The organism is Acinetobacter sp. ANC_7588 (assembly GCF_056783995.1).
In genome coordinates, this window is record NZ_JBWYIU010000006.1 from 21,208 (window position 1) to 37,654 (window position 16,447).

Sequence of the window (16,447 nt, forward strand, 5' to 3'; positions counted from 1 at the left end):
CTCATCTTTCAAAATGGCCGATAATGTGATCGGTCATTTTTATATGGTTCTTTAGAAAATAAAAAAAAGCAGTGTTGAGAAAACAGCGATTGTCATTGGTTGTATTTAAATCACTCCTCACAGAGAGCATGCTATGGATTTAATCTCACGAATACAGCGTTTACCTATTGGTAAATTTCACTACACCTTGTTGTGGGTGATTGGATTAGGCTGGATGTTTGATGCAATGGATACTGGACTAATTTCCTTTATCTTGGCGAAGATGGCTGAAGACTGGCAAATGACGCCTGCTGAAAAAGGTTGGGTTGTATCCATCGGCTTTGTGGGAATGGCGATAGGTGCAGTATTCTCTGGTGGACTGGCGGATCGAATCGGACGTAAAGCAGTATTTGCTACGACATTGGTCATCTATAGTATAGCAACAGCTCTTTGTGCTTTCGCACCAAATTTAACATGGTTATTAATCTTTAGATTTATTGTAGGTTTAGGCTTAGGCGGACAGTTACCAGTTGCCGTGACTTTAGTGAGTGAATACATTCCAGCCCATGTTCGTGGTCGCTTTATTGTGTTACTTGAAAGCTTCTGGGGGCTAGGATGGTTATGTGCTGCACTGGTTTCTTATTTTGTCATCCCTAAATTTGACTGGCATGTTGCATTTTTATTGGGTGGTTTGCCTGCACTTTATGTCTTCGTCATTCTAAAAAAAGTTCCGGAATCTGTTCCTTACTTGATCAATCGAGGTCGTATTAATGAAGCGCACGCGATTGTGCAAAAAATCGAGCGACAGTGTGGTGTCGAAGTCATCGAAAAAATTGAAGTGAAACCAGTTTCAACACATTCAAATGTCAGTTTTGGTCAGTTATGGTCAAGCGGTTTCGCTAAGCGCAGTTTAATGCTGTGGTTAATTTGGTTTGGGATTGTTTATTCGTATTACGGTATTTTTACGTGGTTACCAAGTCTTTTAGTCAAAGAGGGATATACCATTGTGCAGTCTTTTGAATATGTTCTCGGGATGATTTTAGCACAATTGCCAGGTTATATTGTCGCGGCATGGCTCGTTGAAAAGTTAGGGCGTAAAGCGACGCTTTCAGGCTTTATTGCAATGTGTGCAGTATCAGCATATTTCTTTGGGCAGGCTGATACCGTAGCGATGATCATGTTCTGGGGATGCTTGATGTCATTCTTTAATCTTGGTGCATGGGGCGTTTTATATACCTACACGCCTGAACAATATCCTGCAAATATTCGTGCTTTCGGATCAGGATGGGCAGCAGCAATTGGGCGTATTGGTGGGATTGTTGCACCTTTAGTGGTTACCCATATGATGGTGGCTTCAAATGGATTTAGCCAAGTATTTATGATGTTTACCGCTGTATTATTGGCAGTTGCAGCCGTGATCTTGGTGCTCGGTGAGGAAACCAAAGGTAAGACACTTGAGTCTATGGGGATGTAAATCTGTGAAAAAAGAGGAGCTAAGCTCCTCTTTTTTAGACCCATTTTTGACGTGCTTTAGTTAAGTCAAAATGTAATGTGTTCGACACTTGCTGGAGATTGAATTTTTCTTTATCTTCAGGGAGTTGAATTAAAATAGGCAAAGCTGATACCCCATTGTCGCCATTGACAAAAGCATAGTGACGCTCAGTCTGATTAATTGAAATCAAACTTTCAAACTCAAGGTACACCGTCGTTTCATCATGTTTTTTGGGCACTTTCACGAGATCTAAATATGCAATTCGTCGATTATTAATTCCAGCCAATTTAAGCGCTTCAAGATCCGATTTTAACTTTTCAGTTTTATCAAACATTTTTTGAAAGAATCCTTTGTTTGATTGGCTTTCGAGTTCTCTTTTCTTCTGATTGAAAGCAATTTGATTGACTTTATGTTGGTCTAGAGCATCGGCAATAATTGTTTTAACTTGCTCAATCGCTGCTTGAGATTTGCTATGACTTGCCGCATAAGACTCTGCATCTAAACTCACAAAAATAGTATGTCGTCTTTTTTCCATCAATTTTAAATAGGATAAAATTTTATATTCGAAAATTTGAGCTTGAGTATTGAAGGCGATAATGGGTTCACTTGAAAAGTCTTTATAAAAACTCGCAATATCAGAGAACAGACGATGCATACTGATAAAACAATAATCAAACTCATCAGGGTGACGAATTGAATGACGCAGTGCATATTGAAAAGGTTGCAAGATCTCAAGAGTTAAAGCTTTTTCGAAATCTAAAAGGCGCTCGTTAATGACTTGTTCGACTGAAAATCCAGAGGCATCGAGCGGTTTTTTGAGTAACGGTAATAACAGATCAAAATTGACGTTATGAAATTTTTCCATCAGATCCAAAATAGGAGTCGTGATCTGTCGTTGAATAGTAATAATTCGACTGACTTGCCATTTAAATTGTTCTAAATAACTTGGATCATTTAAACGTTTCTTATCCAACACCACGCCATTTAGGTAAACTCGATCTTCAAGACCTAGCTTTTCTTCCATTAAAAAGCGGCGGATAGAATATGGGTTCTGTTTAAAGTCATGAATGGTCGCGACCAGATATAAATACTGACTGCTTTCAATAACATCAAAATCACGAATTTTTTGTTCTTGAATAATAAAGTCTTGGAATAATGGATGGCTAATTTGCTTCAGTTGTCTCGGGAGGATGGTTTTGAACCAATAGCCTAAAATTTGATGTTTAATATGAACTTCAAGAATAAAAGTACGAATTTCTTCAGCTGTTAAATGTCGGCAATTATCAGGAACATTTAAGTCGAGTGTTTTGATGATATTTGCAGCATCATATAAAAAAGTTTTTCGTAGGAGTTGTTTGTCTCTAAGAAAACTTTGATCTTCTTCTGTTTCAATACGATCAATTTGATTTTGTACAGTTTCTAAGTAATCGGCGATTTTAATTACGTCTTGATATGATTTAAGCGTTTCTAAAGTGGCTGCGATCTTTTCAGCCAAAGTTCGCATTTTCGGTGAGATTAAATGACTGCTTAAATCCTGAAGACCAACAATGCCCTTAAAAGTGAATGATTGTCGATGTTGATCCCAGTAAATATTCTTCGCAGTCAGGAATTGTTCCTGGATCAGACCTTGTATTGGTGCGGGAACACTATTAAAAATATTTTTTAAACGCGTTTGCCAATGAACATCTAGATTAGGGTCAATTTGAAATAATTTTGAGCGAAGATCATAAGGAATGTAATTATGCATGTTTGTTCCGTTCATACGATGAGCGTATGTAAAAGCATTTGTTATAAAGTTGTGTTTTGATTATTGTATATTCAATAAAATTAATTGGATACAAGAAAAAAGTCCAATTTAAAATGAAATAAAACCAACTGGCCTTTTTTTTGTTATTTTATCTTTACAAAGTGTCCAACCTTGCTTGTTCTTCGCAGTTTGGGAGACTAGCATACACCCTTAAACTATTCATTCATTAGGATTTCACGATTCAATGACAAGCCTTGCGCACCAAGCGACAGAGAATCGTTCTGTAGCAGAATTTACAGAACAAGCTTACCTAAACTATGCGATGTACGTGATTATGGATCGTGCATTGCCTCATATTAGTGACGGATTAAAACCTGTACAACGCCGTATCGTATATGCGATGAGCGAGCTTGGTCTAAAGCATAGTGGTAAACCCAAAAAATCAGCACGTACAGTTGGTGATGTTTTAGGTAAATATCATCCGCATGGTGATTCTGCTTGTTATGAAGCAATGGTCTTAATGGCACAGCCATTTAGTTATCGTTATCCATTTATTGAAGGGCAGGGCAACTGGGGATCACCAGATGATCCAAAGTCGTTTGCTGCAATGCGATATACCGAGGCCAAACTATCACAATATAGTGAAGTCCTGCTCTCTGAGTTAGGTCAAGGAACTGTCGACTGGCAAGATAACTTTGATGGTTCATTAAAAGAGCCTGTAAATTTACCAGCACGCGTACCGAATATTCTTTTAAATGGTACGACGGGAATTGCGGTGGGAATGGCAACAGATATTCCACCACACAATTTACGGGAAGTTGTTAAGGGTACCATTGCACTGATTCGTAACCCGAATTTGTCTGATGAAAAAGTTGCTGAATATATTCCTGGTCCAGACTTACCGACTCAAGCAGAAATTATTACACCTGCTGATGAATTACTGAAATTACAAAGCACTGGGCGCGGCAGTTATCGCATGCGTGCGGTATATTCGGTTGAAAAAAATGAAATTGTCATCAGTGAATTACCATATCAGGTTTCTGGCTCTAAAATTATCAGCCAAATTGCTGATCAAATGCAGGCAAAAAAATTACCGTTGGTAAGTGATGTACGAGATGAATCAGATCATCAATGTCCAACACGTTTGGTAATTGTCTTGCGTTCAAATCGTATCGATGCAGATGCGGTCATGAGCCATTTATTTGCCACGACCGATCTTGAGTCGAGCTACCGCGTCAATATGAACATGATTGGTGCTGATGGTCGTCCACAAGTAAAATCAATCCGTCGTATTTTATTGGAATGGATTGAAATTCGTAAAACGACTGTGACGAGACGTTTGCAATACCATTTGAATAAAATTGAAAAACGTCTACATATTCTGGCGGGACTTTTAATTGCGTATTTAGATATTGATACGGTAATTCGCATTATTCGTGAGGAAGATCATCCGAAAGAAGTCTTAATGTCACATTTCGGTATTGATGAAATTCAAGCCGAAGCCATTCTAGAGCTTAAATTACGTCATTTGGCGCGTCTCGAAGAAATGGAAATTCGCCGTGAACAAGAAGAGCTTGAAGCTCGAGCAGCCGTGATTCGAGAGCAATTGGCGAATCCTGAATCTTTAAAAAATCTGATCATTTCAGAATTAAAAGAAGATGCGAAAAAGTTTGGTGATGATCGTCGATCTCCAATTGTTCAGCGTGAAGAAGCGACCGCGATTAGTGAACAAGATTTGATGCCAGCTGATCCTGTCACTGTCATTTTATCGGAAGCGGGTTGGATTCGTTGTGCGAAAGGACATGAGATCGATCTAGATAAAGTCAATTTCCGTGCAGGAGATCAATATTTAAGTCATGCACAAGGTAAATCTAATCAAAAAGTGTATGTATTAGATCAATCTGGTCGAAGTTACGCATTACCAATTACAGGATTACCTTCAGCGCGCGGCTTAGGTGAACCATTAAGCTCGAAATTATCGCCAGCAAATGGAGTAAATTTCCAACAAATTCTGATTGCTGAAGATGAGGTGGAAATATTAGCGATCAGCTCCAAAGGATATGGTTTTAAAACACAAGCGAAACAATTGGACACCAATGCTAAAGCGGGTAAAGCGTTTTTAACGCTTGCAGATGATGCAAGCGCAATGCCATTGCAACAAATTGATGGTACACATATCGCTGTACTCAGCAGTTCTGGACGATTATTACTGACAGAGCTGACAGAATTACCAATGCTCAATAAAGGAAAAGGTAATAAATTGATGCAGTTGGATGCAAAGGAACGCATTGTGTCTATGACAACACTTAACTTGGATGATGTGCTTCAGGTCGTTGCTGGACAACAACAATTGAAATTAAAAGGTGATGATCTGCTGAAATACATCGGTAAACGTGCTTCAAAAGGGCAGGTATTACCACGAGGTTATCAAAAAGCAAATAAACTCTTCATTCAAAGATAAAGCTAGCATCTAGTCGACAAAATACGTTATATATGAAATGTATTTATGGCTATGGATGCTTTATTGAGCAATAAATTAAATAAGATGCTCAATACATTATCGAAAATAAGAGTTTAAAACCAAGTATTACTAATTGGAGAATATGGCATTATGGAAAAGATTTGGTTCGCTGAATACCAAAAAACTGGAATTCCACAAACAGTAGAATTACCACCAGAAAATACCTCTCTTGTTGATATTTTTGAGAGAAACTTCCAGAAATTTGGTTCGCGTGATGCTTTTATCTTTATGGATAAAACATTAACGTTCAATGAACTTGATACGGCGAGCCGTCAATTTGCAGCCTATCTTCAAAGCCTTGGTTTAGCAAAAGGTTCTCGCGTAGCGGTCATGATGCCAAACGTACTGCAATATCCAGTGGTGGCACTTGGTGTATTCCGTGCGGGCTTAGTCCTTGTCAACGTGAACCCCCTTTACACAGCTCGTGAACTTGAGCATCAACTGAATGACTCAGGCACTGAAGCGCTTGTGATTATTGAAAACTTCGCTTCTGTTTATCAATCAATTCTTGGTAAAACGCCAGTTAAGCATGTGATCGTGGCGACAGTAGGTGATATGTTAGGTACCTTAAAAGGTACACTCGTGAATTTTGTTTTACGTAAAGTGCGTAAGCAAATTCCAGCTTGGAGTATCCCAGGACATGTGAAATTCACGACTGCGATGTCTAAAGGCAGTTCTGCAAATTATAAGCGCCCAGCAACAACGTTGAGCGACACTGCTGTATTGCAATATACAGGTGGTACAACAGGCGTATCAAAAGGTGCGGAATTAACACATCGCAACCTTGTTGCAAACTTAATGCAAGCAGATGGTATTTTCCAATCTAAATTTGGTGCTCAAGATGGTGCGAGCGACGATCGCATTTTCTGTGCATTACCGCTATATCATATCTTTGCATTCATGGTTTGTGCACTTTATGGTATGTACAAGGGTCAAGCAAACGTACTGATTCCTAACCCTCGTGATCTCCCTGCAGTCATCAAAGAGCTACGCAAATATCAGCCTGGTTTCTTCCCAGCAGTGAATACTTTATTCAACGCACTCGTTCATAATGAAGAATTCAAACAACTTGACCATAGCAAATTAAAAATGGCGATGGGTGGTGGTATGGCTGTATTGCCTTCAACTGCTGCAGCTTGGAAAAAAATCACAGGTACAAATATTATTGAAGGCTATGGTCTTTCTGAAACTTCACCTATTGCAACGGCAAACCCACCGGCATCTGAAGAGTTTAGCGGTACGATTGGTATCCCATTACCTTTAACGGATGTCGCTGTCCTGGATGACGATGGCAATGAAGTTCCACAAGGTGAGCAAGGTGAGATTTCAATCCGTGGTCCTCAAGTCATGAAAGGCTATTGGAACCGACCAGATGAAACAGCTAAGGTGATGACCGCAGATGGTTTCTTCCGTACTGGTGATATCGGTATCATGGATGCTCGTGGTTACTTCAAGATTGTTGATCGTAAGAAAGATATGATCTTGGTATCAGGCTTTAACGTATACCCATCTGAAATCGAGGAAGTGATTGCAACACATCCTAAAGTACTCGAGGTTGCAGCGATTGGTGTAGCTGATGAAAAATCAGGTGAAGTGCCTAAGCTGTTTGTTGTGAAGAAAGATCCATCATTAACAACAGAAGAAGTATTAGCTTTTGCGAAAGAAAACTTAACAGGATATAAGCGTCCTCGTTATGTTGAATTCATGGATGAATTGCCAAAATCGAATGTTGGTAAAATCCTTCGTAAAGATTTACGTAAATAATTCAAATAAAAAAGCGCCGTAAGGCGCTTTTTTAATTTATTCTTTCATTAGCCAACGGTCGATATAAGGTCGCGCTGTTGCAATAATAAATGTAAATGTCAGCATTGTACCTAAATGACGCCCTACAGCAGAACTCGGTAACTGTCCTGAATAACTGAAGTAAATATCAACTAAGCTATATACAGAAATAATGCTCAGCCAGATCCATTTATTCGCTCGTTTAATCCCCACCGCGATAAAGGCGATGATGAGAACCAGCAATGTGCCGAGAGTCGATTGCCAATTCATATTGGCACAAATTACGCTGATCAAGAAAGCCATAATCGGAAGAACGATATAAAGCACACGATCGACACGTTTTTGATGTTGCTTTTGTAACTCGAGAACATCAAATAACTTTTTTTGGTCAGAATTGGTCATGCCATTACTCAGAATTTTAATAAACAAAATAATTTAACTAAAATTATCGCACAAACATCATGCTAAGATAAAACCAGCTTAAATCATTGGACTGAAATCCATGCACGGTATTGAAGGTGTTATTTACCTTATTTTAATTGCTTGTTTACTCCCTTATTTATTTACAGTCATTGCTAAAATTGCAGGTGGTTTCAAAGGGCAGGATAATCAAAATCCGCGTGAATTCATGTCTAAAACCACAGGCTTAGCGGCTCGAGCAAATGCAGCTCAGCAAAATAGCTTTGAAAGTTTGCCATTATTTATTGCGGCAGTTTTGATGGCTGAGTATATGGTTGTTCAACAACAATTGGTGATTCTATTAGGTTCGGCGTATATCGTCTTACGAATCATCTATGGGATTTGTTATTTATGTAATTGGGCGACCCTTAGATCAATTGTTTGGTTCTTATCAATGCTTTGTCCGATCTTATTGCTTTTATTAATTATTCGATTGCTCTAAGAAAAACAGACTAACACCATACCTAAAATACATCTTCAGCTTGTATAATCGAATGATGATTGCTGAATAAAGCGTTATAATCAACCCCATTTTAATGAACACTGACAGTAAAGAGTTTGCTATGAGCTACAGTAATATCCCTGCAGGTAAAGATGCACCAAACGATATCTATGTAATTATCGAAATCCCTGCAAATGCAGCACCAATTAAATATGAAATTGATAAAGATTCAGATGCACTTTTCGTAGATCGTTTCATGGGTACTGCAATGTTCTACCCAGCAAACTACGGTTATGTACCAAATACATTATCTCTTGATGGCGATCCATTAGACGTATTAGTTGTTACACCACATCCTGTAGAACCAGGTTCGGTTATCCGTTGTCGTCCAGTGGGTAAATTAAATATGGAAGATGATGGTGGTGTTGATGCGAAACTTGTCGCTGTACCACACGATAAATTAACGCCAATCTATAAAGATGTTCAAGAATATACTGACCTTCCTCCTTTATTGATTAGTCAAATTGAACATTTCTTCCAACACTACAAAGACTTAGAGCCAGGTAAGTGGGTCAAGTTAAGTGGTTGGGAAGGTGCAGATGTTGCTAAACAAGAAGTGTTAAGCTCAATTGCTGCTTATGCAGAAGCAAACAAATAATTTGCCTGATGTATAAATAAAGCTACAAACTTTGATCTTGTAGCTTTTATAAAAAACCTGCACAAAGTGCAGGTTTTTTTATTGATCTTTTTAGTTGAAAATTAGAATAATTTCACGGGAATGTCTAACCAAATACGCCATTCGTTGGTGTCGCCGATATAAGCACTTTGATATTCATCACTTGCACGGTAGTAAGAGTGACGAACACGTAAGCTTGCATCTTTAGCAAAACCAGATTGGACTGTATATTTCACTTGATTAAAGAATTCACGTTCCTGTGCATCATTGGTTAGCAATACTGAGCGGTCAGTACCCCCTGCAGATACATCAATATCCCATCCATAAACAAATGCCGAAGTCCATGACAGACCAGGAACATTTAATGCGCCAAAATCATAGGTATATTGTAGCTGTAAAGATTTTTCATCATTACCAATAAAATCAGATAAATACGAGTTAGGCATATAAATCGTTTGATGGCCATCACCAACACCTTTGCCCAAACCATAGTCATAACCTGTATTACCTGTATTTTGTTGGTAAGCAAGCATTACATTGTGTGGACCAGTATTGTAAGTTGTTGAAATTGCCCAAATATTATTGCTTAAGTTGTTGAAATCATTTGAAGTATGAGAATAAGTATATGCTGTATTATTTGGTGCAGCATCCCATTCAGTACGATATGCACTGAAATCGTGAGTCAACTTACCTTTAGCCACGGCATAACTATAGTTGGCATTCACATAGTGACGTTCTAAACGATCTTTAATGTCTGTACCATAATAAGACGCATTGAGAGCATCACCAAAGTTATATTTAGCGCCCCAAACAACCGCGCGATCTAATTCATTTCCATCGGTATTGATTTGACTAGAACGTTGGTTTTCAGTAAATTTACCAGCAACCAAAGTCAAATTATCGATTTCATTACTTTGGATTAACAAGCCAGTGTAATATTCAGGTACCAAACGAGCTGTATTACTTGCAAGAACAGGTAAATCTAAAATCTGAGTCCCATAAGTAGCTGTGGTGTTCGACATACGAGCTTTGATGAAAGCACCACCTCTTGCCCAATGATCATAAGCATGACCATTATTATCGACTGGAATCATGTCATTACCGGTATGGGCATTATCACCTAATTTGAAAGACCCATCACCAATAACACCAACACCGAAACCAACGATACCTTTCGTGAAACCAGACTCAATTTTAACCATGGCTGTTTGAGCTGCTGAGCTGGTATCTTCGACACCGTTCTTTTTATCACGATGCAAGAAACCTGTACGGAATAATACTGATCCTTCAGCATCTTCTACGAATCCCTTTGATTCACTTTGCTCACTCGCAAATGCAGTAGAAATTAAAGCAGTTTGAATAAGAACTGCTAAGCTTAGTTTTTGGAATTTTTGCATTGGGAGAGAGCCTCATACAAAATGATTATGGTTAATGTTTAGTATTTGTATACGTAATGTATAACAAAATTGGCTCTATTATTCACAATTTCGCACCTAAAGTCATAAGCAAAAAGTATATAAATTGAACTAAGTTGTGAATTATTAAAGATTAAAAGTATTATAGAATTAAATTTAACTATTAATAACATATATTTATTTTTAACCTGATATTCTTTTTTTTATTTAATTTAGTCAATCTGGCACGTTTTTTTTTGTAACATCAGAAGTAAATAAGGATGAATAAAGGATTTTAAATAAGAATGATATTTATTCAGTTCATTTTCATTTAATTTTAATGTGGTTCAGACATCATTGGCTTTTCATGCCGCACTAAATTGATACTCCAATTTTAAATTTGTTTAAAAAATAGCCTTAAAATGATGCATCTTGTAAATGAATGTGTGATCTAAAAAGATATGTATTTAACTCAAGGGGATCATCACAAAAAATTTCTTTGAATATTTTTAAAAATAAGAAATTTAAATAAATATATTAATAAAATCATTACTTTAAATTATTTTATCTCGTTGTTTTAATTCCTTTGTATCTAGACACCTTTAACTTTGGCATAGCTATTGCTAATTCACATATGAGTTCAACAAATAAACCGAAAAAGCATCTAATCATGATGTGGGGGGAACATAAATATGAAATTAGCAATTCAAGCATTGGGTCTAGCAGTTGTAGCATCTGCATCAACATTTTCTTTTGCTGAGGCACCAACTTCACCGCATTCTGTATCGGGTAATATCAGTGTTTTATCAAGTTATATATTGCGCGGTAATACGGCAGCTCCTGAAAATACTGAAGCTACATTACAAGGTGGATTAGACTATAGCCATAGTTCTGGATTGTACGCAGGGTGGTGGACATCTACGTTAGGTACAGATGCTTACGGTACTACCAATCCAATGGAAAATAATTTTTATGTGGGTTACAACGGTTCAATCAATGAAAACACTGGTTTTACTGTAGGTACAACTTATTACTATTATTATGACGTTGAAACGTCAGTTTATGATGGCTTTGAATTATTACTTGGTCTGAATTACAAAGATGTTGGAGTAACTGCTCAAACTTTGTTGGAAGATACAGGTTGGGGGAACGCTGGAGACACATATTTAAAAGCTACATATAGTTATCCTCTACCAAACGATTTTAGCTTGGACACAGCTTTGGGTTTATATGTTTATGAAAAAGACGGTAAGTATGTTGCAGAAACACCAGAGTCAGAAAGTTTTAATTTCCGTCACTTTGATATTGGTCTAAGTAAAGCTTTAGGGGAAACAGGTGTCACAGCAAGCATGAATTATATTATTGGTGGTGATGATCGTTATGGAAACAATTTAAAGAATAAAATGGTATTAGCATTGGGTTATAGCTTCTAAACTCAACTCAAATAAAAAAAGCGACTCAACTGAGTCGCTTTTTTTATTCCTGTTTACGATAAGAGAGTGCTTCGGTTAAGTGAGCTGTTTGTATATGTTCAGAACTCGCTAAGTCAGCAATTGTACGAGCGACACGTAAGATTCGGTGGTAAGAACGTGCTGATAAATTCAAACGTTGCTGAGCCATAGCGATAATCTTTTTTGCAGAATCATCTAGTTGAGCCACTTGATCAAGCTGTTGAGAACTTAGATTTTGATTTGTCACACCTTGTCGTTGAATTTGCAACTCATAGGCCTGAATCACCCGTTTTCTGACTGTTTCAGAATTCTCCATCGGTGTAGTGCTTTGCATGTCTTGGGGAGGTAAAGGTGGCACATCAATATGTAAGTCAATCCGATCTAGTAAAGGGCCAGAAATTCGATTTTGATAGCGCTTAATTGATTCAGGTGAACATTGACAACGACTGTCTTGATTGAAGGCATATCCACATGGACATGGATTCATTGCAGCGACAAATTGAAAATTAGCCGGGAAAGTAATTTGTCTTGATGCTCTGGAAATGACGATTTCTTTCGACTCAAGAGGCTGCCTCAATACTTCTAAGACTTTTCGGTCAAACTCAGGTAATTCATCGAGAAAAAGTACACCTAAATGGGCTAAGGTGATCTCACCTGGTCGAGGGTGTGATCCACCACCAACCAAGGCCACAGCGGATGCCGTATGATGTGGCGCTCTAAAGGGGCGATGACCAAATTGATAAGGTGTATTTGCAATGGAGTAAATACTTGCGACCTCTAAGTGTTCTTGATTGGTTAATGGGGGCAAGATGCCAGACAATCTTGAGGCAAGCAGTGTTTTACCAGTGCCTGGCGGGCCTTTAAATAAAATAGAATGTCCACCAGCTGCTGCAATTTCTAAGGCGCGTCTTGGACGTAATTGACCTTTGACATCAGCGAGATCAAATCGATTTATTTGAGGTTGGATCGTTTTATTCGCTAATATGGGTTGAATTGGACTCGATTGATCAAAGTGTTGGCAAACATCTTTTAATGACTTGGCTGTATACACCTCAAAATTGGGAAGAAGGGCTGCATCATCCAAATTACTCACAGGAATCATTAACTCATGACCTGCGGTTTGACATGCCATTGCGATAGTCAAAGTTCCAGTTACAGGTCTTAACAGACCATCGAGTGCCAATTCACCTATAAATTCAAAACGGTCAATATTTTGATCATGTAGTTGCCCAGAAGCGATTAAAATCCCCAAAGCAATAGGTAAATCAAGCCTTGAACTATCTTTGGGTAAATCAGCTGGGGCTAGATTGATCGTCAGCCGTTTGGTTGGAAATTGAAAACCGCTATTAATGATTGCAGAACGGACACGATCCTTACTTTCTCGAACAGCAGCTTCTGGAAGACCTACAATAGTGAGTGAAGGTAATCCTTGGCTGACATGAACCTCGACTTCAATCAGTGGTGCATGTAAACCAAGAAGACCTCGGGTATAAATTTTGGCAAATGACATAAAATTGAACCATTATTATATTATTTTTAGAATTGCTTTATTTTTAATCGCTAACTTTGTGTTTAAGCACTGTATTGGTGCAATGTTGCTTATTTTTGATCGGAAATTAAGCTTTCTAATGATTTTAATTGCGTTTGAAGTTCTGTTAAACGCAAATTGGCATTGTTTAGTGCAGTTTTCTGACGCTCAATTTCTTCTTTAGAAACCAAATCCATTTTACTAATCGCTTCGTTTAACAACGCTCTCACATTTTTTTCTAAATCTTTTTTGGGTTGGTCAACCTGTTCTAAGATTGCCTGCAATAAAGTTTCAATCATAGTTCGTCCGAATAATAAGTCGTCAACATTGAAGTTTAACATTCGTTTTGGTTTGACCCTAGTGTTAACTACATTTCATAGGTTAAACCAATAAGAACATAAAAAAAATCCATCAAAATACCCAATATTTTTAGAACATAAGACCATGTAGGCGTATAAAATAGGTTATAAATAAGTTCATGCTAGCTGATTAATATCCCCAACCATTATGAAGTTTGGCATGAAATTTGAACATAAAACCTTACTGGTGAAAAAAGCCGAAGGAAAACAACATGAAACTCGTAACAGCAATTGTAAAACCATTCAAATTAGATGACGTGCGTGAAGCACTCTCTGAAATTGGCGTTCAAGGGATCACCGTAACTGAAGTAAAAGGTTTTGGTCGTCAAAAAGGTCATACTGAACTTTATCGTGGTGCTGAATATGTGGTTGATTTTTTACCTAAAGTAAAAATTGAAATCGCAATCAGTGACGAAATGGTTGATTCAGTGATTGAATCAATTACACGTGTAGCTAGTACTGGCAAAATTGGTGACGGAAAAATTTTCGTGACGAATCTAGAACAAGTTATCCGTATCCGTACTGGTGAGACTGGTGCTGACGCAGTTTAATTTGGCATGAAGTTTGCTGAGTAGCGAATAACTCACAAAAACTAGGTTGGGGGATACGAATGAAAAAAATGCTAATGGCGCTGAGCTTGTCTGGCGCACTCTTAGGTGGTTCTGTCGCATGGGCTGAAGAAGCAGTGTCAGAACCAACTTCTACTGAAGTTGCAGTTGTTGAAACTGAGGCTTCATCTACAGATTCTAATTTGGTTGAAACATTACCAGCAGCTCCAGAAGAAGCTCCTGCTGAAGAAGCGGCAGTTCTTGATACGGGTGACACTGCCTGGATTTTAGTTTCAACTGCACTCGTTTTACTCATGACCATTCCTGGTTTAGCGCTGTTCTACGGCGGTATGGTACGTAAAAAAAATGTCTTAAGTACCATGGCACACAGCTTTGTCGCTGCTGCGGTAGTCAGTATCGCTTGGGTGGTGGTTGGTTACACACTTGCTTTTGGTGAAGGTAATGCCTTTATTGGAAGTCTAGATAAATTTATGTTGTCTGGTATCACTACAGAAGCATTGAGTGGAACAATTCCAGAAATTTTATTTGTCATCTTCCAGATGACATTTGCAATCATTACCGTTGCCATTATCAGTGGTTCTATTGCTGAGCGTATGAAATTCAGTGCTTTTGTTGCGTTTATCGCAATTTGGGTGGTGGTTGTCTATGCTCCTATTACACATTGGGTATGGGGTGGTGGTTGGTTAGGTAACGATGGTGCACTTGATTTTGCAGGTGGTACTGTTGTTCATATTAACTCAGGTGTTGCTGGTTTAGTTGCGGCGTATATGCTTGGTAAGCGTATGGGGCTAGGCAAAGAATCAATGGCACCACATAACCTTACATTGACTGTCATTGGTGCGAGTTTAATTTGGGTCGGCTGGTTTGGTTTCAATGGTGGTTCTGCATTAGGTGCAAATGGTTCAGCAGGTTATGCATTGGTGGTAACTCAAGTTGCTGCTGCCGCTGCTGCCATTTCATGGTTAATCACTGAAAAAGTCGTTCGTGGCAAAGCTTCAGTGTTGGGTGCGGCATCAGGTGCGGTAGCTGGCCTGGTTGTGATTACGCCAGCTGCTGGATTCGTGACAGTAGGTGGTGCTTTAGCGATGGGCTTAATTGGTGGTGTCGTATGCTTCTGGGGTATTACAGCATTAAAACGTGCATTGAAAGCGGATGACTCATTAGATGCCTTTGGACTTCACGGTGTTGGTGGTATCGTTGGCGCAATTCTAACCGCATTCTTTGCAAGTGAATTCATCATGGGCGATGCAGCACCTACAAACGTATTAAGCCAATTATGGGTACAAGTTGAAGGTGTTCTTGCAACAATCGCTTATTCAGCAATCCTGACATTCATCATCTTAAAAGTCATTGATTTAATCATCGGTATTCGTGTTGAGTCAGACGATGAGCGTATGGGTCTGGATTTAAGTCAACATGGTGAGCGTGTTGAATAACGATTAAACACAATAATCAATATATAGTGTGAAACAGCCCTTTGGGGCTGTTTTTTTTCTATATATTGATGAAAGCTCAACATGAGCAGAATTTTTTGATACACTTGGTGCAAATAGAATTTGTTCAATTAAACTGCTATGCATTGTCCATTTTGCAACGCCGCTGATAGTAAGGTGATTGATTCACGTTTAGCTGCTGAAGGCTGCCAAATTCGCCGTCGTCGTGAATGTATTAGTTGTAATGAGCGTTTTACTACTTTTGAAAGTTTTGAAGTGGTGATGCCTCGTGTCACCAAGTCCGATGGTAAAAACGAACCTTATGATGAAGCGAAACTTCGTCGTTCACTCATGCATGCTTTACAAAAACGTCCTGTGACACAAGAACAAATTGAAGCGGTGGTCAGTGATATTCAACTTCAAATTCGTCGACTAGGTGAACGTGATGTGCGTTCGCGTACTATAGGCGAAATTGTAATGAAGGCTTTATTTGCCCTTGATCATGTCGCATACGTACGTTTTGCCTCTGTATATCAAGATTTCCAAGATGTAGAAGCATTTCGCCGTCAAATCGAACAAATGCAACACCGAGATCAAGAACATTAATCTCGCCCC

General features: G+C 38.5%; 14 protein-coding genes. 9 read left to right on the forward strand and 5 right to left on the reverse strand.

The annotated features are described in order from the left end of the window. Positions 1-133 precede the first annotated feature (133 nt). On the forward strand, positions 134-1,453 hold the full coding sequence (niaP, locus tag AC1M9J_RS07250; protein WP_481596093.1) for a niacin transporter NiaP: 1,320 nt from the start codon (positions 134-136) through the stop codon (positions 1,451-1,453). Between the two features lie 34 nt (positions 1,454-1,487). Here the strand turns inward: niaP and AC1M9J_RS07255 are convergent, their stop codons facing one another. Then, entirely contained in the window at positions 1,488-3,218 is a 1,731-nt protein-coding gene (locus AC1M9J_RS07255) for a hypothetical protein (protein ID WP_481952094.1), read from the reverse strand. 244 nt (positions 3,219-3,462) lie between these two features. On the opposite strand from AC1M9J_RS07255, the gene parC reads away from it, so the two are divergent. Together parC and AC1M9J_RS07265 are read left to right on the forward strand one after the other, a co-directional pair. Further along, entirely contained in the window at positions 3,463-5,679 is a 2,217-nt protein-coding gene (parC, locus tag AC1M9J_RS07260; RefSeq protein ID WP_180028852.1) for a DNA topoisomerase IV subunit A, read from the forward strand. Positions 5,680-5,829: 150 nt separating this feature from the next. Beyond that, entirely contained in the window at positions 5,830-7,503 is a 1,674-nt protein-coding gene (locus AC1M9J_RS07265; RefSeq protein ID WP_179998903.1) for a long-chain-fatty-acid--CoA ligase, read from the forward strand. Positions 7,504-7,539: 36 nt separating this feature from the next. On the opposite strand, the gene AC1M9J_RS07270 is transcribed toward AC1M9J_RS07265, so the two are convergent. After that, the gene (locus tag AC1M9J_RS07270) at positions 7,540-7,923 is read right to left on the reverse strand and encodes a hypothetical protein (protein WP_035268065.1); all 384 of its coding nucleotides are present in this window, start codon (positions 7,921-7,923) and stop codon (positions 7,540-7,542) included. Between the two features lie 100 nt (positions 7,924-8,023). On the opposite strand from AC1M9J_RS07270, the gene AC1M9J_RS07275 reads away from it, so the two are divergent. Both AC1M9J_RS07275 and ppa read left to right on the forward strand, forming a co-directional pair. Beyond that, positions 8,024-8,422 (forward strand): MAPEG family protein, encoded by a 399-nt coding sequence (locus AC1M9J_RS07275; protein ID WP_035268067.1) that lies wholly within the window; start codon positions 8,024-8,026, stop codon positions 8,420-8,422. Between the two features lie 121 nt (positions 8,423-8,543). After that, positions 8,544-9,080 (forward strand): inorganic diphosphatase, encoded by a 537-nt coding sequence (ppa, locus tag AC1M9J_RS07280; RefSeq protein ID WP_005233448.1) that lies wholly within the window; start codon positions 8,544-8,546, stop codon positions 9,078-9,080. 101 nt (positions 9,081-9,181) lie between these two features. On the opposite strand, the gene AC1M9J_RS07285 is transcribed toward ppa, so the two are convergent. Continuing rightward, complete coding sequence (locus tag AC1M9J_RS07285; RefSeq protein WP_481591499.1) at positions 9,182-10,495, reverse strand: OprD family outer membrane porin; 1,314 nt, start codon at positions 10,493-10,495, stop codon at positions 9,182-9,184. 689 nt (positions 10,496-11,184) lie between these two features. On the opposite strand from AC1M9J_RS07285, the gene AC1M9J_RS07290 reads away from it, so the two are divergent. After that, on the forward strand, positions 11,185-11,925 hold the full coding sequence (locus AC1M9J_RS07290; protein WP_481596094.1) for a TorF family putative porin: 741 nt from the start codon (positions 11,185-11,187) through the stop codon (positions 11,923-11,925). 43 nt (positions 11,926-11,968) lie between these two features. Here AC1M9J_RS07290 and AC1M9J_RS07295 read toward each other — a convergent pair whose 3' ends face one another. Together AC1M9J_RS07295 and AC1M9J_RS07300 are read right to left on the reverse strand one after the other, a co-directional pair. Further along, positions 11,969-13,453, reverse strand: coding sequence for a YifB family Mg chelatase-like AAA ATPase (locus AC1M9J_RS07295; protein WP_092767363.1), 1,485 nt, complete (start codon positions 13,451-13,453; stop codon positions 11,969-11,971). A gap of 89 nt (positions 13,454-13,542) precedes the next feature. Next, positions 13,543-13,770: an accessory factor UbiK family protein gene (locus tag AC1M9J_RS07300; protein WP_092767430.1), complete on the reverse strand. Its 228-nt coding sequence runs from the start codon at positions 13,768-13,770 to the stop codon at positions 13,543-13,545. 272 nt (positions 13,771-14,042) lie between these two features. On the opposite strand from AC1M9J_RS07300, the gene glnK reads away from it, so the two are divergent. The 3 genes from glnK to nrdR all read left to right on the forward strand — a co-directional run bounded on the left by glnK (position 14,043) and on the right by nrdR (position 16,438). After that, a complete protein-coding gene (gene glnK, locus AC1M9J_RS07305) occupies positions 14,043-14,381 on the forward strand; it encodes a P-II family nitrogen regulator (RefSeq protein WP_004650081.1) in 339 nt (112 codons plus the stop codon). 59 nt (positions 14,382-14,440) lie between these two features. Further along, complete coding sequence (locus AC1M9J_RS07310; protein WP_035263878.1) at positions 14,441-15,835, forward strand: ammonium transporter; 1,395 nt, start codon at positions 14,441-14,443, stop codon at positions 15,833-15,835. A 138-nt stretch (positions 15,836-15,973) separates the two neighbouring features. Continuing rightward, complete coding sequence (nrdR, locus tag AC1M9J_RS07315; protein WP_092767359.1) at positions 15,974-16,438, forward strand: transcriptional regulator NrdR; 465 nt, start codon at positions 15,974-15,976, stop codon at positions 16,436-16,438. The last annotated feature ends 9 nt before the right edge of the window (positions 16,439-16,447 follow it).